We start from the raw sequence: 18,783 nt of genomic DNA on the forward strand, positions 1-18,783 counted from the left end.
GGCCCCCGGCGGCCGGAGGGCGGCCCCCGGCGGCCGGACGCGCGCGGGGGTGCGTGTACGGCCCTGTCAGGCGGTCGGCGCGGCGCTGCGGCGGAACATCCGGGTGGCCGTGATCTCGCCGTGGATGGCCTCGCCCTCCGGGGACTGCTGCGGCAGGCCGGGGCGCAGGTGCTCCTCGACGCTGATGTACTTCAGGCCCGCCCGCAGGTCCGCGTCGTTGCGCAGGCGGATCACCAGCGGGAACTCCGCCAGGGCGGTCGTGTCGAACAGTCCGGTGGTGTAGAGCAGCTGGACGCCGAGCGCGTCGGACACGGCCCGCTGGAGCTCCAGCAGGTAGGTGGCGTTGGCGCGGCCGATCGGGTTGTCGAGGAACAGCGTGCCCGCGTGCCGGTGCTTGTCCCGGCCCCGGTCGTTGCTGCGCAGGGCCGCCATCGTGCAGTAGAGGGCGATGGCGGCGGTCAGCAGCTGCCCACCGGAGAACACGTCGCCCATCTGCCCCACCGGCACCCGTTCGGCGCGCAGCACGGCGTCCGGCTTGAGGATCTCCACGGAGATGCCCTTGGGCTCCAGGGCCGCCTGCACGCCCCGCAGCAGCAGGGACATGCCGTCGCGGCGGCCCTCGCCGAAGGCGGCGGCGCCGTTCTTCTTCACGGCCGTGCGCGTGGCCTCGTCGATGACCTCGCCGAGCCGCTCGGTGAGGGTGGCCTGGTCCGGTTCCTCGAAGCGGATCCGCAGGAACTCCTGCCCCGACCATTCTCCGAGGCCTTCGGGGAGCTGGGACAGGCGCTGTGCGGAGCGGAGCGTGGCGAGGGCGGATTCGACCAGGCCGCGCAGCCGGTCGACGATGCTGTCGCGGTTGCGCTCCAGCTGCGCCAGCTCGTCGGTCAGGACACGCAGCCGGGGGGCGAAGGCCGCCGCCCAGGCCGCCGCGTGCTCGGGCAGGGCGGATGCGGGCAGTTCCCGGATCTGCTGGCGCGCGGGGGTGCGTACCTGCTCGTAGCGAGTGGCGTTGGCGTGCCGGACCAGTACGTCGCTCGCCTCGCGCACCGCGGACTCCGCGGCCGACAGGTCGGCGGAGCAGCCGCGCAGGGAGCGGCGGGCCTCGGTGGCCGACTGGCGGGCCTCCTCCAGCGTGCCGGGGTACGCCGCCGGCTCCTGCTCCTCGTCGTGATGGGTGTGGTCGCGCAGCAGGTCCCGCAGGAGCGCCGCGGTCTCGTCGAAGCCCCCGGCGCCGTCCTCGGCGGTGCGGTGGGCCCGCAGGAGGTCCGCGTGGGCGGCGCGGGCGCCCTCCACAGCCGCGGTGTGGGCGGCGAGCTGGGCGGTGGCGGTCCGCAGCAGGGCCTGCGCCTGGTCGACGTCCGCGGGGACCAGTTCCTCGGGCAGGTCGGTGTGCGCCTCGCCCTCGGCGGGGGCGTGCCGCTCGGCTTCGCCGCGCAGGCGGCCGAGCTGCTCGCTGGCGGCCGACGCCCGGGTCTCCAGCATCTGTACGAGGGCTTCGGCGCGGGCGGCCGCGGCCTGGCGGGAGGGGCCGTCGGCGCCGTCGGTGCCCTCCAGGAGCTGGGCGGCGCGGGTGCGGACCTTGTTGGTGAGGCGGTCGAGTTCGGCGAGGGCGGCGCTCTCGTCGCTCTCGGCGCGGGCCTGTTCAGCGCGCAGGTCGGCGCCGACGCCGACCTTCTCGTAGAGCCGGGAGGCGGCGCGGTAGGCCTCGCGGAGGTCGGGAAGCGGCACACGCGGGCCGTCGGCGGCGTCGGGCAGCTGGTCGGGGGCGCCGGCGATCTCGGCGCGTTCGGCGCGCAGCGCCCGGGCGGTGCGGCGGGCGTCGTCGGCGGCCCGCTGGGCGGCGCGGCGGTCCTCGTCGGCGGCGCGGGCTCGGTCGAGGCAGGCCTCGGCGCGGGCCTCGGACTCGGCGGCCTCGTCGGCGAGTTCGCGTACGCGGGCCTGCCAGCCGGCGCGCTCGCGCAGGCGGAAGGCGAGGCCCGCGAGGGCGTCGGCGGCGCGGCGGGCGCGCTGGGCGGTGTCCTGGCGCTCGTCGCGGACGCGCGCGGCGTCGGCGGCGGCCTCGTCGGCCTCGGCGCGGACGGTACGGGCTTCCGCGAGCTCGGCGTCGGTCTCCTCGGCGAACATGCGGGCGGCGGCGGCCGCCTGCGCGAGCTCGCCGAGCCGGCCGGGCGGGCAGCCGGTGCGCCAGGAGGCGAGCCGGGCGGAGAGCTCGCGGTCGCCGGCGAGGCGGGCGGCCAGGTCGCGGATCTCGGTGTCGCGGGCCGCGGCGCGGGCGCGCAGGGCCTGGCGCTCCTCGTCGGCGGCGTGCTCGTCGTGCATGGCCGGGTTCGGCGGCACGAGAAAGACGGCGGTGTCCTCCCCTTCGGGGCCCGGCGGGGGTACGGGTGCGAGCAGGGCTGCGGCCGTGCCCACGGCGACGGTGGAGCGGGGCAGCAGGGCGGCGCCGGAGAGGACCTCGCGGGCCCTGCTGTGGGTGTCGGGGTCGGTGATGACGACGCCGTCGACGAGCTCGGGGCGGGCCGCGAGGACGGCGGCGTGGTCGGCGGGGTCGACGGCCTGTGCGAGGTAGCGCCAGCCGGGGAGCGCGGGGATGCCGTGTTCGCCGAGGTACTCGACGGTGGCGAGGACGTCCGGGCCGGGCGGGAGCAGGCCGCCGTCGCCGAGCGCGCCGAGGATGCGGGAGTCGTCGGCCGCGGCGGTGCGCAGCTCGAACAGCTGGCGCTCGGCCGAGGCGACACCGTCGGCGAGCAGTTCGCGCAGGTCGTCGGCGTTGCGGTCGAGGTCTTCGGCGGTGAGCAGGCCGACGGCGGTGGCCACCGCGGAGCGGCCGGTCCCCTGTGCCTCGCCGAGCGGGCCGCCGCCGGACGCGCCGGTGGACGCGCCCGTGGATCCGTCGCCCGTGCGGGGCGCGGGGACGGACACGTCGGCGGGGTCCGCGGCCGAGGGCAGCCCGAGGAGTTCGGCCAGGCGCGGGGAAGCGGCGAGCGAGGCGGCGGCGCGGTGCTCGGCGTCGTGGGCGGCCTCGGCGGCTTCGGCGGCGTCCGCGGCGCGGGCGGCGGTCAGCTCGGCACGGGATTCCGTCGCGCCGGCCTCACGGGCGGCTTCGGTGGCGGCACGGGCGGCCTCGCGGGCCTCGTCCCAGGCGGCCACGGCGGCCTTCTCCGCGTCGGCGGCGGCCAGGGCGGCGCGAGCGGGGTCGGCGTCGGGGGCGGAGTCGTCGAGCCAGCCGGCGCGGACGGCCTCGGCGGTCTCCTGCTGGACCTCGCTGAGCCTGGCCCTGAGGTGTTCGGCCTCGCTGCGGGCCCGCTGGGCGGCCGTGGCCGCGGCGGTGGCGTCGCGGTGGGAGTCCTCGCCGACGGCCTGGAGGGCGGCGGAGCGCTCCTCCTCCTCGTTGGCGAGCCGCTCGCCCTCCTCGGCGGCGGTGTGCAGGGCCCGTACGAGTTCGCCCGCGGCCGTGGCACGCGCGGCCAGGGCCGGGGCGGCGTCGCGCTCGGCCTCCAGGATCGCGGCGGCGACGCGGGCGGAGCGGTCGGCGGCCGCCCGGTGGCGCAGCACGGTCTCGGCGGCCTGCCAGGCGGAGTGCAGGGTGCGGGCTTCGAGGAGTTCGCGGCGCTGTGCGGCGGCTGCCTTGTCGGCGACGGTCAGGGCCAGGGAGGCGTGCCGGTAGGCGAGTTCGGCGGAGACGGCCGCGCTGCGGGTACGGGCGGCCTCGGCGGTGGTGACGTCGTGGGCGGCGGCGGTGACGCGCTGGGCGAGGTCGGCGGCTCGGCCGCGCTCCTCGGCGGCGCGGGCGGACAGCCGGTGGGCGAGGGTGCGTGTGCGGCGTTCGGCGCCCGCGTGGACGTCGCGCAGCCGGGAGCGGGTCGCGGCGGCTTCGACGATCCTGGTGAGGAGGTCCACCGAGCCGGCGGTGAAGTCGCGTTCGGCCATGAGCTCGGCGCGGCGGCCGAGCTTGTTGCCGAAGCCGTGGACGAGGTCGGCGAGGCCGTCCGTGTCGCGGGTGTCGGTGACGGCGCGCAGCAGGAGGTCGGTGAAGTCGGAGTCCTTCTTGACCGCGAAGAGGCCGGCCGCCTCGCCCTCGTCGGCGTTCATCTCGCGCTGGTAGCGGAAGAGTTCCGGGTCCAGGCCCAGCTCGGTGAGGTGCTCGTTCCAGCGGTCGTGGATCTCCTCGAAGCAGACCTCCAGGTGCGGGTACGCCTTGCCCGCGTCGGTGAGCGCGTCGCGGAAGCCCTTCATCGTGCGGCGGCGGCCCTGGGCGCCGGAGGCGCCTTCGACGGGCGGGCGCACGGCGGTCGACTCGGCGACGGGCAGGCTGTCGAGACTCAGGCCCGGGCCGGGCCGGAAGGAGTACCAGGCCTCGGCGAACTTGCGGGGGTCGTTGGAGACCTGGCGGCCGCGCCATTCGCTGACCTTGCCGACGACCACGCACTCGCCGGTCTGGGTGTGCTGCCACTCCAGGGCGACGTGGCCGCAGTCGTCGGCGAGCAGGAACTTGCGCAGGACGCCGGAGCTGGCGCCGCCGAGGGTGTTGCGGTGGCCGGGGAGCATCACCGAGAAGATCAGCTTGAGGAGGACGGACTTGCCGCCGCCGTTCTCCAGGAAGAGCACGCCGGCGGGCGCGGGGCGGCGCGGTGGCCCGGCCGGCTCCTCCTCGAAGAACTCCGCCTGGGTCGGCGCCGGGTGGGGCACCGGCTCGCCGACTCCGCGCAGGTCGAGCACGGTGTCGGCGTAGCGCGCGCCGGCGGGCCCGATGGAGTAGAGGCGGATCCGGGACAGCTCGTACATGGCGGCGGACTCTCGTGGTGTCTGGGTGAGGCGGGTGTACGGGGATCGGGACTCAGGCGTGGAAGGGCAGCCCGGCGTCGGCGGCCAGCTCCAGGTCGTCGCCCTCGGGCGGCGGCAGGAGGGTGGCGGAGCCGTCGCTGACGGGGACCACGCCGAGTTCCAGGAGTTCGGCCATGGCCGAGCTGCCCGCCATGTCGCGGACCTGGAGCTGGTAGCGGGGGGTGGTGCGGTAGGTGCCGCCGGCCTCGTCCCCGGTGCGCTGGAGGAAGCCGGAGTCGGTGAGGAAGGCGGCGGCCTTGCCGACGATGCCGGTGGTGGATCCGGCGAGGCGGCGGGCGTCCTTGGTGGCGCCGGTCGCGCTGCGGCGGGCGTAGACGCGCCAGGCGGCCTCCAGTCCGGGGGCGTCGGAGGCCGGGTCGGTGTTCTCGCCTAGCTCCTCGGCGCGCTCCTCCAGGCGGCGGCATGTCTGTCGGACGAAGGCGTCGACGCCGTTGACGGTGACGCGGCCGATGTAGCCGTCGTCGGCGAGGTCCTCGGGGCGCGGGAAGGCGAGGGCGGCGACGGCGAGGTGGGCGAGCCCGTGCAGGAACCGGTCGGCGGAGTCCGCGGCGGTGCGGCGGGCGTAGTCGCCCATCCGGACGGCGAAGACGGAGTCCTCGTCGGCGGCCACGGCCATGCCCGCGCGCGCGGAGACCTCCAGGACAACGAGGCCCAGTCCGGTCGCCACGGCGTCGGCGAGACGGCCGAAGGCGGGCTCCTCGCGGTAGCGGCGCAGCAGTTCGGCGTACTCGGCGTCACGGGCGGGTGCCAGCTTGGGCTGGAGCCCGAAGGCGACGAGCCGGGCCGCGTCGGCGGCGTCGGCGGGCGTCACGGACCCTCCGGTGGCGGGCGCGACGGGAGCCGACGGGGTGTCTGGCTCGCTCCACGCGGGGTGCTCGGCGTGGTGGTCGCTCACGGGCGGGTCTCCTCGGCGGTACGGGTCGCTCGGGGCGTACGGGGGATGCGGTCGGGTTGCGTGGGCGTACGCTTCGGCTGCGCCGCGCGGTGGAAGCCGGGCGCGGCCGGATGCCCGGCGGAGCCGGGGTTCCCGGGGCTCCGCCCCGGACCCCGCGCCTCAAGCGCCGGCGGGGCTGTGCGGGGTACCGCCAGGGACGGATTCAGCACGGGCCGAGCCGGGTTCGCCGCGGCCGGGGCGGCGGCCGCCGCACGTCCGGCCGGGGTGAGGACACGGCAGTCGCGGCGGGTCACGAGGCCTCCGCGCGGTCGGCGGCCATGCCGGCGGCGTCGAGGAGGGCGGTGCCGACGATGAGGTCGGCGCCGCCGAACTCGGGGTCGTCGAGCTGCGTGCCGTCGTCCACGGCGAAGAGCAGGCGCTCCTCGCCCTGGCGGTACGCGGTGCCCACGGCCGGGCTCGCGGCGTGCACGGCCAGCAGCGCCACCAGGTACGGCAGGTCGGGATCGCTGCGGCGGGCCTCCGCGAGCAGCCCGGACAGCCGGCGCGGCGCGTCGTGCGGCAGGTCCAGCAGCCCCGTCGCGGCGGCGAGCTGCTCCTCGGTGAAGCGGCTGTCGTCCGGGGTGGCGATCAGGTCCGGCTCCGGCATCTCCGCGCCGAGGTGCTCGCGCTCCACCGGCGGGGTGAGCAGGATCTCGACGAGGTCGGCCACCCGCACCGAGACGGGCGTGCGCAGCCCCGTTCCGGCGGCGAAGAAGGCGTCGGTCACCCGGCGCGCCTGCTCCACGGGCAGGGGCAGCAGCGGCGCGACGAGCTGGCCGTACAGGTCGATGCCGGTGCGCGGCGCGGGGGCGGCGAAGGCCTGCCGGTCCTGCTCGGCACGGAAGAGCGGGCCGGCGTCCAGCAGACGGGACTGCAGCTGGGTGTGGCGGCGGATGCAGTCCTTGACGATGTCGACGAGCTCGGCGGCGCGGCGCTTGTTCTCCGGTTCCTCGGCCTCGTCGCGCGCCTTGCGGATGTTGGTGAGGATCGCGTTCTCGTGGCGGTAGCGGTCGGCGACGTGGTCGAGGGCCTCGGCGATCATGTCGGGGACGGCCTGGAGCCAGTCCACCGCGCGGACGTTGCGCCGGGTCGCGTCGAGGGTGCGGCGCAGTGTCTCGGCGTACTGGACGGTGCGGTAGCGGGCCTGCTCGGCGGCCAGCTGGGCGTCCGCCAGCCGTCCGCGGCTGATCAGCACCTCCAGCTTGACCTCGGCGGCGATCTGGGCGCTGGTGACGTCGGTGTCGAGGGCGCCGACCAGGACGTTGACCGCCTCGTCGGTGGTGCGCAGGTAGACCGCGCCGCCGTAGGGGACCTCTTCGATCAGTTTGAAGTCGTAGTCGCGGCGCACGTAGACGCCGTCCGGGCCGAAGGTGCCGTAGATCGCGCGGAAGCCGCGGTCCACGCTGCCGACGTTGATCAGGTTCTCCAGCACCCAGCGGGCCACCCGCTCGTGCTCGGCTGCCGGGCGGGAGGGTGCCTGGGCCGCGACGCGCGGCAGCAGCCTGGCCACTATCTGCTCGTGGTCGGCGCCCGTGTCGAAGTCCATGTTGAGCGTGACCAGGTCGATCGCGGCGAGCGCGACCTCCGCCATGGCGTAGATCCCGTACTCGCCCGCCAGATTGGCCTTGCGTACGTCGAGGTCGTGCAGCGGGGCGGTGCAGGCGAGCGCGCGCAGCCGCCGGGCCAGGCCCTCGTCGGCGGCCGGGCCCGGCGCCGGGGAGGGAAGGGTCTTCGCCGGGGCTGGGAAAGTCACGGACAAAGACTAGGCGCTGACACGGACAACATCCCAAACGGCATGGTTCGGCCGGATCGTCCCCGCATCCGCACCCGTATCCGGACCGGCATCCGGACCGGCGTGCGCACGGCGGCCGTACGGGCTTCCGCCGCCGCACCCGGTCCCGTCGCCTGCTCTACGCTCGGCGCATGGATTCCATGATCGCATCGACTGCGGTGATCGACCTCAACGCCGATCTCGGCGAGGGATTCGGGCGCTGGACGCTCACCGACGACGAGGCCCTGCTCTCCGTCGTCACGAGCGCCAACGTCGCCTGCGGCTTCCACGCCGGGGACCCGTCCATCATGCGCCGGGTCTGCGAGCTGGCCGCCGAGCGGGGCGTACGGATCGGCGCGCAGGTCTCCTACCGCGATCTGGCCGGCTTCGGCCGGCGCTCCATGGATGTGCCGCCGGGCGAGCTCGCCGACGAGGTGGCCTATCAGATCGGTGCGTTGGAGGTCTTCGCGCGGGCGGCCGGCTCCCGGGTGTCCTACGTGAAACCGCACGGCGCGCTCTACAACCGGACCGTGCACGACGCCGGCCAGGCCGCCGCCGTCGTCGCGGGCGTCCGGCTGGCGGCCGGCGCCGGGGCGACCGGCGGCCTGCCCGTCCTGGGGCTGCCCGGCTCGCTCCTGCTCTCCGCCGCCGCCGACGCCGGGCTGGCTCCCGTACCGGAGGCGTTCGCCGACCGCGCCTACACCCCGGCCGGGACGCTGGTGCCGCGCGCCGAACCGGGAGCCGTCGTGCACGACCCGGACGCCGTGGTCGCGCGGGCCGTCGGCATGGCCGCCGGCGGCACGGTGACGGCCGCCGACGGCTCGGCCGTCACCGTGGCCGCGCGGTCGCTGTGCCTGCACGGGGACACCCCCGGGGCGGCCGGGCTCGCGCTGCGCGTCCGGGAGGCGCTGGGCGCCGCCGGGGTGCGGGTGGAGGCCTTCACGTGAGGGCGCTGGTGGTCGGGTCGCAGGCGCTGCTGATCGAAGTGGACTCGGCGGACGAGGTCGCCGCGCTCCACGCCGAGCTGCTGCGCCGCCGGGCAGCGGGCGCGCTCGGGCCCGTACGGGACCTGGTGCCCGCGGCGCGGACCGTACTGCTGGACGGCGTACGGGATCCGGCCGCGCTCGGTGCCCGGATCGCCGGCTGGGAGGTGCCGCCGCTCGCGGCCGCCGAGGGACCGCTGGTCTGCGTCCCGGTGCGGTACGACGGGCCGGACCTGGCGGAGGTGGCCCGGCTGTGGGGGGTGGACCCGGGTGAGGTGGCGGGCATCCTCGGCGCCACCGCCTTCCGGGTGGCCTTCTGCGGGTTCGCGCCGGGCTTCGGCTATCTGACCGGGCTGCCGGAGCGGCTTCACGTACCGCGCCGGGACACGCCGCGCACGGCCGTCCCCGCGGGCTCGCTCGCGCTGGCCGGCGAGTACGCGGGGGTGTACCCGCGCTCCTCCCCCGGCGGCTGGCAGCTGATCGGCTCCACCGACGCGGTGCTCTTCGACCCCGCGCGGGAGCCGGCGGCGCTGTTCTCCCCCGGCGTCCGCGTGCGGTTCACGGAGGCCGGCCGTGACTGAGCTGCTGGTGGTACGGCCGGGGGCGCTGACCACGGTTCAGGACCTGGGCCGCCCGGGCCACGCGCACCTGGGGGTCCCCCGCTCGGGAGCGCTGGACATGGCGGCGTACGGGCTGGCGAACCGCCTGCTCGGCAATCCGCCGGACGCCGCCGTGCTGGAGACGACCCTCGACGGGGTGTCGCTGCGCACGGCGGCCCCGGTGGTCGTGGCGGTCACGGGCGCGCCCTGTCCCGTACGGGTCTCCGGGCGCCCCGCGGCCTGGGGGGCGCCGGTCCGGCTGCCGGCCGGGGCGGAGCTGGAGGTGGGCCGGGCGGAGTCGGGGCTGCGCAGCTATGTCGCGGTGCGGGGAGGTCTCGCCGTACCGCCGGTCCTGGGCAGTCGCTCCACGGACCTGCTGTCGGGCCTGGGGCCGCCGGTCATGTCGGCCGGGACGGCGCTGCCGGTGAGCCCTCCCGGGCCGGGCCCGGTGGCCGGGGCGGACGCGTACGGGCTGCCCGGTGCGCCGTCGGAGCTGGTGCTGCCGCTGCGGCTCGGGCCGCGGGCGCAGTGGTTCTCGGCGGCGTCCCTGGCCGGCCTGTGGCGCTCGGTGTTCCGGGTCTCGCCCCGTTCCAACCGGATCGGGCTGCGTACGGAGGGCGGCCGCGCGCTGGTCCGCGCGCGGGCCGGGGAGCTGGCGAGCGAGGGCATGGTGCTGGGCGCGGTCCAGGTGCCGCCGGACGGACTGCCGGTGGTGTTCCTGGCCGACCATCCGGTGACCGGTGGCTATCCGGTGGTCGGCGTGGTCGAACCGGGCCCGGCCCTGGACGCGGCGGCGCAGGCCCGGCCGGGCACTCCGGTCAGGTTCGTGCGGGCCCGGTGAAACGCTTTCGGGGGCTGCGGCCACGTACGGGGTGAGGGGCCGCCGGGGCCCCTGCGCAGGGGAGGAGCCGGGTGCACAGCTCAGGACACGGGACCGGACCGCCGGATCTCACAGCGCTCGGCCCGGCCCCTCTGGTCGAGGGGCCGGGCCGAGTGGTGCCGGTAGGGCGCTACCGGGTGTCCGCCCCTGATCCGCCGGACATCCCTACACCGCCGACTCCGGTGCGATGCGGCTGCGGACGGCGGACTGGACGTCCTCCTCCTCGGCCGGGTCGGCGGCCAGGCGGCGCAGGCGCGGGGCGACGCGGGCGTCGGCCGTCTCGGCGTGGCGGGCGGCCACCTCGCGGGTCGTCTCCTCGCAGTCCCAGAGACATTCGACCGCGAAGCCGGCCGCGAAGGAGGGGTCGGTGCTGGCGAGGGCCCGCGCGGCCCGGCCGCGCAGGTGGGACGAGGACGTCTCGCGGTAGATGTGGCGCAGCACGGGCGCCGCGCAGCCGATGGCGAGCCGGCCGGCTCCGTCGACCAGGGCGAACAGCCTCGGGGTGTCGGGGCCCGAGCCGCGCACGGTGGAGCGCAGGGCGCTCAGGACCAGGGGGGCGTCCTCGGCGCCACCGCGGGCCGCCAGGGTGGCCGCGGCGGCCTCGCCGAGGGCGTCGGGCCGGTGGACCCAGCGCCGGGCGCGTTCGACGGCGTCGGGGCCGCACATGCGCTCGTACGCGGCCACGGCGGGCTCGTCGCCGGCGGCCTCGATGAGGTCCAGCACGGCCGGGTTGTCCGGTTCGGCGAGGACCAGGTGGTGCAGGGCGGTGGCCCGGGCGGCCTCGCCGTCGGCGCCGGCGGCGGCCGCGAGGATGGCGGAGCGGTCCTCGGGCTGGGCCACGGCGGCGAGGCAGCGGGCGGCGGGCACGTGCAGGGGGGTGCCGCGGCGCAGGCCGTCGGCGGCCCAGTCGAAGACGGCCTGGACGCCCCAGCCGGGCTGGGGGCCGCTCGGGGTCAGCTGGCGCTGCCAGCGGTCGAAGGAGCCCTGCCGGCGGGCGGCGCTCAGGCGCTCCCCGTACAGCGGCGACTCCTCCCACAGGCACCAGGGCCGGGGCTCGTAGGCGTCGCGGACGGCGGCGGCCAGCCGCGCCTCGCCCTCGGCGGTGGCGGGGAAGCGGGCGAGGACGGGTGCGGCCAGTGACCGCAGTCCCTCGTCGTCGTCGCGCAGGGCGAGCTCGTCGAGGGCCCAGGCCCAGTTCGCCCCGGAGGCGGCGTAGCGGCGCAGCAGCATGAGCGCGTCGTCGCGGCCGTACGAGGCCAGGTGGCCCAGGACGGACAGGGCGAGGCCCGTGCGGTGGTCCGTGTCGTCGACGGGGTCGTCGGCGCTGAAGAGGTGGCTATCGATCTCGCCGAGGGGGCCGTCGAGGTCGAGGTAGAGCCTGGCGTAGTACAGCGAGCGGTTCTCGACCTGCCAGTCCTGGCGCGGATCGCGGATTACGCACTGGTTGAGGGCCGCGAGGGCCTCCGCCCTGGGCGCCGCGAGTGCGTGCAGCGTGCCGTCGCCACGGCCCCGCTGGAGGAGGCCGAGCAGGGTACCGCTCGGCGCTATGACTGGTTCGAACATGGGAATGGCCTCAAATCAAGCTGGGGACGCAACCGGGAATCGGGATTCACAGGGCCGCGTAACAGCATGTGAGGACGTCCGCCGTCTTGTTCCGCTCGATGTAGACCATTGCCTTCTCACTCTCGTCGGTGGTTCGTGACCAGGGTTGGCCGGACCGGGCCGGGACACCCTTCGTGTCCTGGCCGTCTGCCCGTCCCCCGTGCTCGCGAATCGAATCCGACGCCATGATGGCCCAGCCGGTTTGTGCACCGCGACCACATTTACGGCCGCCGTGATCAACCTGTGAGGTCTGTACCGGTCTCCGCCCGGAAAAAAGCGGACTACTTGGCTCCGAAGAGTTCCAGCAGGTCGGCCTTGGCGAACATGCGCGCCGTGTCCACGGCGGAGGGGGTTCCGGCGTTCGGGTCGGCCCCTCCGGCGAGCAGCGCGCGGATGACCGCCTCCTCCCCCTTGAAGACCGCCCCGGCGAGTGGGGTCTGGCCGCGGTCGTTGGCGCGGTCGGCCTCGGCGCCGCGGGCCAGCAGGGCCGTGACGGTGTCGGCGTGGCCGTGGTAGGCAGCGAGCATGACGAGGGTGTCGCCGCGGTCGTTGGTGAGGTTCGCCGGGACCCCGGCGTCGAGGTACGCGGCGAGCCGGGCGCTCTCGCCCTGTCGGGCGAGGTCGAAGATCTTGGTCGCCAGTTCGACGACGTCCGCGTCGGGGGCTTCCGGGGAGGCGCCTTCGGGGTGCTCGCTCATCGTGCGTACCGCCTTTCACTCGCTGCTGGCATCAAGCTTCCCCAGGCCGTGCGGGGCAGGGGGGCGCACGGCGCTGCGTCCGTACGGGTGAATCGCCAGAGTAGCGCCCTGGCCTGGGCATGTCCGGGTCGGGCCGAGGCGGGGACCACCCCATGACCGCTGCGGGGCGGCCGCGCCAGCCGGGCTGAGCCGGTCAAGTGAAAAACTGCCGGATTCACCCGTATGCACCTTTTTTCGCATTGATACTTCCTGTGAGCCTGGAACAACTGATGGTGACTGTCCCCACCAACCAGGAGAAGCACTCATGGTCCTGTCCATCTCAGGCGTGGTCCTGCTCGGCATCATCTGCTTCCTGTTCTTCAAGAAGGACGGGATGAAGCTGACGCACGCGTTCGTCTGCTCGCTCTTCGGCTTCTTCCTCGCCGGCTCGGCCATCGCCCCCAGCATCACGGCGAGCACCGCGAGCCTTGCGAGCCTGCTCGGCGGGATCAAGCTCTAGCGGCCGCCGAGCAGGAATCACGAGCCCCACCCGGAACAACGCTCACGACCACAACTCCAGGAGACGCCCGTGGCCCGGCGCCCACTCCCCCGCATCCTCAGCAGCGGCACCACGTCGCTGGCCCGGGGCCGCGACCTCGCTCGCACGGCCGCCGACAGCGCCACGGACGTACTCCATCCGCTCCTCGTCATCGGCCGCGGCCTGCGCATCCTGGCCGCGGCCGGGCGGCGCAGATGGTCCGAGACGCCCAAGGACAAGCGCGGTCCCGCCCTGTTCCTCGGAGCGGCCTGCGTCCTCGTGGTCGCACTCCTCCCCTACGGCCCGCTCCTCGCCCTGGTCACCCTCATGGCGGCGGCCGCCTGGCGGGGGCGCGACCGCACCCCGGTGAAGACGGGACCCAGCGATGCCGAGTCCGAACGGCTCGGCGCCCTCTACGAAGCCCTCGTGCCGTACTTCTCCATCCCGGAGGACCCCAGTCCGCTCTTCGCCCACGGCGGGGAGTGGGACAAGGCCTTCAGCGGCTACGAGTTCGACGAAGCGGGCCGGCTCACCAGGCTCCACATCCGCTACCCGGCGTACTTCACCGACGGCGAAGCCGCCTCACGGGCCCGGATCGAGGCTCTGCTGCACGCCAAGTCCGGGCGTGGACGGGAATACCTCTTCGACTGGGACGAGGAGGGCAACCAGCTCGACCTGAGCGTCCTGACGGCGCTGCCGACGGGCATCGCCGCCCAGCCGTTCGTCACCTCCCCCGGCGAGAGCGTGCTCGGCTTCACCGACTCCGCGAGCGTGCAGCGCACCCTGCCCGTGCTGGACGGCGAGCAGCCCCGCGACGTCCCGCCGGTCATCTGGCGCACCGGGCCCCGCTCCACCGAACCCCACCTGCTCGCCGTGGGCCAGCCCGGCAGCGGCACCTCGACCCTGCTGCGTTCCCTCGCCCTGCAGGCCCTGCGGCACGGCGCCGACGTACTGGTCGTCGACGGCGGCGGCAGCGGCGAGTACGCCTGTCTGACCGGCCGGGCCGGCGTCCTCGCCGTGGAGTGCGGGCCGGTCGGCGCGGTGGCCACGCTGGAATGGGCGGCGCAGGAGACCGAGCGGCGGCTCATCGCCGTCCACCGGGCGCGTGAGGCCGGCCGGCCCGCCCCGGAGGACACCCGGCGCCCGCTGTGGATCCTGCTGGACCAGCCCAGCGTGCTCGCCCACCTCGCGGTCGCGGAGGGCGGGCCCGACCCCATGGCCCACCTCCAGGTGGCGCTGCGGCACGGGCGGCCCGCGCACATCACGGTGGTCGTCGCCGAGCAGTTCGACCACCTGGAGATGCTCCACGACGCCGTGTGGCAGCACACCCGGGCGCGGATCGTGCTCGGGCCCGCCGCGATCCAGCAGATCACCGACGTCCTCGGGCTGCCGCCGCACACCACGCCGACGAGCCAGGTGCCGCCGGGGCGCGGGTACGCGCGGCTCGGCACCGGGCCGGTGCACCGCCTCCAGGTGCCGGCCACGCCGGACCCGTACGACGAGGCGGCGCATCCGGCGTACCGGCAGGCGGTGCTCGACCTCCTGCCGGAGCGGCAGCAGGGGCCCGCGCCGGGGGCGGCGCTGGCCAAGGCGTTCCAGGGGCAGCCGGCCGCCCCGGCGGTGGCGGCGGCTGTGGAGGCGCCGGAGGCGTAGCCGTTGCCCTCCCGGGCGGGGGGCGGGGTGCCTCTGCCCTGGCCGGGCCTTGCTCTGGCGGCCAGCGCTTGACCTGGCCGGGCCGGGGGCCTGCCGGGCGGAGGGGCGGGCCGGGGACGGGGCGGGGCGCCGTCCTGGACCCATGATTTATGGCGCCCTGACCGGGGCTTCGGGGGTGGGGAGTGGTTGCGCGCCACAAATCACGTTGCACGTCCCGGACAGCACCCCTCCCCGTCCCCGGCCCCTGGGGCACCTGTCGCGATGCGGTCGGCCCCCTGGGCATCCGACGCGTTATGCGACGAACGTGCGGGGCGGTTCCGTGCCGCTGTCGCCCGCACCGCTGCCCACGAGGCGGGCTGCCGCCGCCAGGCGGGTGGCGGCCTCCTCGGCCACCGGTCCGCCCACCGTGAACGGCAGCCGGACGTAGCCCTCGAAGGCTCCGTCCACACCGAACCTCGGACCGGAGGGCACCCGTACGCCCACGCGCTCGCCCACTTCGGCCAGGCGGGAGCCGGAGAGTCCGCCGGCTCGGGCCCACAGCGTCAGACCCCCTGCGGGGACCTCGAACTCCCAGTCGGGGAGCTCCCGCCGGACCGCCGAGACCAGCGCGTCGCGGTTCTCGCGGGCCTGCTGCCTGCGGATCTCCACCGCCTCCTGCCAGCCGCCGGTCCGCATCAGCCAGTTCACGGCCAGCTGTTCCAGCACCGGGGTGCCCAGGTCGGCGTAGGCGCGGGCCGCGACCAGGCTGCGGATCACGTCGGGGGCCGCCCGGACCCAGCCGATCCGCATGCCCGCCCAGAAGGCCTTGCTCGCGGAGCCCACGGTGATCACCGTGCTGCCGGCCGGGTCGAAGGAGCAGACGGGGCGGGGCATCTCCAGCTCCGGCTCCAGCTGGAGTTCGAGCATGGTCTCGTCGGCGACGAGGACGGTTCCCGCGGAGCGGGCCGCCTCGACCATCGCGCGGCGCTGGTCCTCGGAGGCGAGGGCTCCGGTGGGGTTGTGGAAGTCGGCGACGACGTAGGCGAGGCGCGGTGCGGAGTCCCGCAGGACCTGCCGCCAGACGTCCATGTCCCATCCGGCCAGCCCGTCGGCCATGGCGACCGGTACGAGCCGGACCCCGGCGGCGCGCATCAGCTGGAGGATGTTGGCGTAGGAGGGGGACTCGACGGCGATGCGCTCGCCGCGTCCGGCGAACAGGCTGCAGATGGCGTCGATGGCGCCCATCGCCCCGGTGGTCACCATGATCTGCTCGGGCATGGTGGGGATGCCCTGCTCGGTGTAGCGGTCGGCGAGCATCCGGCGCAGCGCCGGCAGGCCCGCCGGGTAGTCCCCGTGGGTGTGCGCGTACGGCGGCAGTTCCTCCAGGGCCCCTTGGACGGCTCTGGTCAGCCACGGTTCGGGCGCGGGCAGCGCGGCGCAGCCGAGGTCGATCATGGAGCCGAGGGACTCGGGCGGCAGCGGTTCCAGGCCCCGGGCGGGCAGCGGGTTCCCGGCGGGGACGGAGGTCCAGCTGCCGGCGCCCCGGCGGGATTCCAGGAAGCCCTCCCCGCGCAGTGCCTCGTAGGCGGCGGCGACGGTGGTGCGGCTGAGCGACAGTGCGACGGCGAGCTCCCGCTCGGCGGGCAGTCGGGCGGCGACCGGGACGCGGCCTTCGAGGACGAGCAGCCGGATGCCGTCGGCGAGGGTGCGGTAGGCGGGCGGCTTGCGGGCGCCGGGCACGGCAATCCGCTCCTGCTGCGAGGTGACGAGCCGGGCGAGCTGTGCGGCACCGACCGCTGAGGTCCATTCGGCCATGGCGTCGGTCCACTTTCGTCCGATTGGCCTCGAAGGAGGCCTGGATTGGATTGTTCTCCGGGGCACAGCGTGCCACGAGTCAGTCCACCCGCACCAGGGGCGTAGGCGCTCCTCCCGTATTCCGTTCCCCGCGTACCGCCGGTCCGTGGTGCCAGGGGGGATACTGCCGCCGTGACGCACGTACGCCTTCGCCATCCGTATCTGGACCACCCGGCCCCCATCCCCTTCGCGCACCGGGGAGGTGCCGCGGACGGGCTGGAGAACACCGCTGCGGCGTTCCGCCGGGCCGCCGAAGCGGGCTACCGGTACTTCGAGACCGATGTGCACGCCACGGCCGACGGCAGGCTCGTCGCCTTCCACGACCCGACACTGGACCGGGTCACCGACGGCCGGGGGCGGATCGCCGAGCTGCCCTGGGAGCGGGTCCGCGAGGCCCGGGTGGGCGGCACCGAGCCCCTGCCGCTCTTCGAGGAGCTGCTGGAGGAGTTCCCGGACGCCCGGTGGAACATCGACGTCAAGGCCGAGGCGGCGCTGTACCCGCTGGTCGACCTGATCTCGCGCACGGGGATCTGGGACCGGGTCTGCGTGGGCTCCTTCTCGGAGGGCCGGGTGGCCCGCGCCCAGCGGATCGCCGGACCGCGGCTGGCGACCTCGTACGGTGTGCGCGGGGTGGTGGGGCTGCGACTGCGCTCGTACGCGATCCCGGCGGCGCTGCGCGTCGGCGCGGTGGCGGCCCAGGTGCCGGAGACCCAGGCGGGCATCCGGGTGGTCGACCGGCGCTTCGTCCGGACGGCGCACGAGCGGGGCCTCCAGGTCCACGTGTGGACCGTGAACGAACCGGAACGCATGGAGGCTCTCCTCGACCTGGGGGTCGATGGCATCATGACCGACCACATCGACTTGTTGCGCACGGTGCTGGACCGGCGCGGCGCCTGGGCCTGACCCGCTCCCGGCCGCCGCGGCGGACACGGCGGCCGGTGCGGTACGGGACCACCTAGGGGGACGACGAGTGAGCGTGGACAAGAGCAGCCGGGCCGAGGAAGCGGAACCGGGGGCGGAGGACGGCAGATCCGCGGCGGCCGGGAAGGGCCCGGCGGCTGCCTCGGCCGCCGAGCGCAAGCGCGAGCAGCGCGGCTGGTATTTCTACGACTTCGCCGTGTCGGTGTACTCGGCGAGCGTGCTGACGGTGTTCCTCGGGCCGTACCTCACCTCGGTGGCCAAGGCCGCGGCGGACGCCGAGGGCTTCGTGCACCCGCTGGGGATACCCGTGCGGGCCGGGTCCTTCTTCGCCTACTCGGTTTCGGCCTCGGTGATCCTGGCGGTCCTGCTGATGCCGATCGCGGGTGCGGTCGCGGACCGGACGGGCCGCAAGAAGCCGCTGCTGGCGGTGGCCGCGTACACGGGGGCCGCGGCGACGACCGCCATGTTCCTCCTGGGCGGCGAGCGCTATCTGCTGGGCGGGTTCCTGCTGGTCGTGGCGAACGCCTCGCTGTCGGTGTCGATGGTGCTCTACAACGCCTATCTGCCGCAGATCTCCACCCCCGACGAGCGGGACAGCGTGTCCTCGCGCGGCTGGGCCTTCGGCTACACCGCCGGTTCGCTGATGCTCGTCATGAACCTGGCCCTCTACCTGGGCCACGACGCCTTCGGCGTCTCCGAGGGCATGGCCGTCCGCATCTGCCTGGCCTCGGCGGGCCTGTGGTGGGGCGCGTTCGCCCTGATCCCGCTGCGCCGCCTGCGGGACCGGGCCGTGGTCCGGGAGCCGGGGGCGGCGCCGGCCGTCAGCGGCTGGAGGCAGCTGGTCGCGACCTTCAAGGACATGCGGCGCTACCCGCTGACCCTGTCGTTCCTGCTGGCGTACCTGATCTACAACGACGGCGTGCAGACGGTGATCTCCCAGGCCTCGATCTACGGCTCGGAGGAGCTGGAGCTGGAACAGGGCACCCTCATCGGGGCCGTGCTGCTGGTGCAGGTCCTCGCGGTCGGCGGGGCGCTGGGGATGGGCCGGCTGGCCCGGATCTACGGCGCGAAGCGGACGATCCTGGGTTCGCTGGCCGCGTGGGCGGTGACCCTGGGGGTCGGCTACTTCCTGCCCGCCCGGACGCCGGTGTGGTTCTTCGCCCTCGCCGCGATGATCGGCCTGGTGCTGGGCGGCAGCCAGGCGCTGTCGCGCTCGCTGTTCTCGCACCTGGTGCCCGCGGGCAAGGAGGCCGAGTACTTCTCGGCGTACGAGATGAGCGACCGCGGTCTGAGCTGGGTGGGGCCGCTCGTCTTCGGCCTGACCTACCAGGTGACGGGAAGCTACCGGGACGCGATCATCTCGCTCGTGGCCTTCTTCGCACTGGGGTTCCTGCTGCTCGCCCGAGTGCCGGTGCGGCGGGCGGTGGAGGCGGCGGGCAATCCTGTACCGGAGCGGATCTGAGACGGGGTGCACACCCGCTTCCGGTCCGGATCCACGAACGAATTCCGAACGGATTTAGACGTTGCGGCGAAGGGCCGGTAGTGTA

The 18,783-nt window shown here is 75.2% G+C and carries 13 protein-coding genes; 7 read left to right on the forward strand and 6 right to left on the reverse strand.

The window, feature by feature from the left end; genetic code table 11:
• Positions 1-66: 66 nt before the first annotated feature.
• The 3 genes from BSL84_RS05625 to BSL84_RS05635 form a co-directional block, all read right to left on the reverse strand.
• A complete protein-coding gene (locus BSL84_RS05625; RefSeq protein WP_075969943.1) occupies positions 67-4,785 on the reverse strand; it encodes a hypothetical protein in 4,719 nt (1,572 codons plus the stop codon).
• Positions 4,786-4,837: 52 nt separating this feature from the next.
• The gene (locus tag BSL84_RS05630) at positions 4,838-5,740 is read right to left on the reverse strand and encodes a hypothetical protein (protein ID WP_030032538.1); all 903 of its coding nucleotides are present in this window, start codon (positions 5,738-5,740) and stop codon (positions 4,838-4,840) included.
• A 289-nt stretch (positions 5,741-6,029) separates the two neighbouring features.
• Positions 6,030-7,532, reverse strand: coding sequence for a hypothetical protein (locus tag BSL84_RS05635; RefSeq protein ID WP_234308510.1), 1,503 nt, complete (start codon positions 7,530-7,532; stop codon positions 6,030-6,032).
• 197 nt (positions 7,533-7,729) lie between these two features.
• Here BSL84_RS05635 and BSL84_RS05640 point away from each other — a divergent pair, with 197 nt between their 5' ends.
• Genes BSL84_RS05640 through BSL84_RS05650 form a run of 3 tightly spaced genes read left to right on the forward strand, consistent with a single transcriptional unit; the run spans position 7,730 to position 9,973 of the window.
• Positions 7,730-8,497, forward strand: coding sequence for a LamB/YcsF family protein (locus BSL84_RS05640; RefSeq protein WP_075969944.1), 768 nt, complete (start codon positions 7,730-7,732; stop codon positions 8,495-8,497).
• Complete coding sequence (locus BSL84_RS05645) at positions 8,494-9,114, forward strand: 5-oxoprolinase subunit B family protein (RefSeq protein WP_030033795.1); 621 nt, start codon at positions 8,494-8,496, stop codon at positions 9,112-9,114. The genes BSL84_RS05640 and BSL84_RS05645 overlap by 4 nt, the downstream gene beginning before the upstream one ends.
• A complete protein-coding gene (locus BSL84_RS05650) occupies positions 9,107-9,973 on the forward strand; it encodes a biotin-dependent carboxyltransferase family protein (RefSeq protein ID WP_075969945.1) in 867 nt (288 codons plus the stop codon). Before BSL84_RS05645 ends, BSL84_RS05650 begins: the two co-directional genes overlap by 8 nt.
• Positions 9,974-10,177: 204 nt before the next feature.
• Here BSL84_RS05650 and BSL84_RS05655 read toward each other — a convergent pair whose 3' ends face one another.
• Together BSL84_RS05655 and BSL84_RS05660 are read right to left on the reverse strand one after the other, a co-directional pair.
• Positions 10,178-11,575: a hypothetical protein gene (locus tag BSL84_RS05655; protein WP_075969946.1), complete on the reverse strand. Its 1,398-nt coding sequence runs from the start codon at positions 11,573-11,575 to the stop codon at positions 10,178-10,180.
• Between the two features lie 320 nt (positions 11,576-11,895).
• On the reverse strand, positions 11,896-12,312 hold the full coding sequence (locus tag BSL84_RS05660) for an ankyrin repeat domain-containing protein (protein ID WP_045323190.1): 417 nt from the start codon (positions 12,310-12,312) through the stop codon (positions 11,896-11,898).
• 304 nt (positions 12,313-12,616) lie between these two features.
• Here BSL84_RS05660 and BSL84_RS05665 point away from each other — a divergent pair, with 304 nt between their 5' ends.
• Both BSL84_RS05665 and BSL84_RS05670 read left to right on the forward strand, forming a co-directional pair.
• On the forward strand, positions 12,617-12,811 hold the full coding sequence (locus tag BSL84_RS05665) for a hypothetical protein (RefSeq protein ID WP_030031218.1): 195 nt from the start codon (positions 12,617-12,619) through the stop codon (positions 12,809-12,811).
• Positions 12,812-12,880: 69 nt separating this feature from the next.
• The gene (locus tag BSL84_RS05670; RefSeq protein WP_075969947.1) at positions 12,881-14,482 is read left to right on the forward strand and encodes an ATP-binding protein; all 1,602 of its coding nucleotides are present in this window, start codon (positions 12,881-12,883) and stop codon (positions 14,480-14,482) included.
• 291 nt (positions 14,483-14,773) lie between these two features.
• On the opposite strand, the gene BSL84_RS05675 is transcribed toward BSL84_RS05670, so the two are convergent.
• Complete coding sequence (locus BSL84_RS05675; RefSeq protein ID WP_075969948.1) at positions 14,774-16,276, reverse strand: PLP-dependent aminotransferase family protein; 1,503 nt, start codon at positions 16,274-16,276, stop codon at positions 14,774-14,776.
• A gap of 171 nt (positions 16,277-16,447) precedes the next feature.
• On the opposite strand from BSL84_RS05675, the gene BSL84_RS05680 reads away from it, so the two are divergent.
• Both BSL84_RS05680 and BSL84_RS05685 read left to right on the forward strand, forming a co-directional pair.
• The gene (locus BSL84_RS05680) at positions 16,448-17,218 is read left to right on the forward strand and encodes a glycerophosphodiester phosphodiesterase family protein (RefSeq protein ID WP_030037291.1); all 771 of its coding nucleotides are present in this window, start codon (positions 16,448-16,450) and stop codon (positions 17,216-17,218) included.
• Between the two features lie 73 nt (positions 17,219-17,291).
• The gene (locus tag BSL84_RS05685) at positions 17,292-18,698 is read left to right on the forward strand and encodes an MFS transporter (protein ID WP_030037289.1); all 1,407 of its coding nucleotides are present in this window, start codon (positions 17,292-17,294) and stop codon (positions 18,696-18,698) included.
• Positions 18,699-18,783 lie beyond the last annotated feature (85 nt).

The sequence above is a fragment of the Streptomyces sp. TN58 genome (assembly GCF_001941845.1).
Classification (GTDB): Bacteria; Actinomycetota; Actinomycetes; order Streptomycetales; family Streptomycetaceae; genus Streptomyces.

Bases quoted from the DNA above. Each gene is read 5' to 3' on its own strand.
- BSL84_RS05625 (WP_075969943.1), bottom strand. From the start codon at position 4,785: ATGTACGAGCTGTCCCGGATCCGCCTCTACTCCATCGGGCCCGCCGGC.
- BSL84_RS05655 (WP_075969946.1), bottom strand. From the start codon at position 11,575: ATGTTCGAACCAGTCATAGCGCCGAGCGGTACCCTGCTCGGCCTCCTC.
- BSL84_RS05660 (WP_045323190.1), bottom strand. From the start codon at position 12,312: ATGAGCGAGCACCCCGAAGGCGCCTCCCCGGAAGCCCCCGACGCGGAC.
- BSL84_RS05665 (WP_030031218.1), top strand. From the start codon at position 12,617: ATGGTCCTGTCCATCTCAGGCGTGGTCCTGCTCGGCATCATCTGCTTC.
- BSL84_RS05675 (WP_075969948.1), bottom strand. From the start codon at position 16,276: ATGGCCGAATGGACCTCAGCGGTCGGTGCCGCACAGCTCGCCCGGCTC.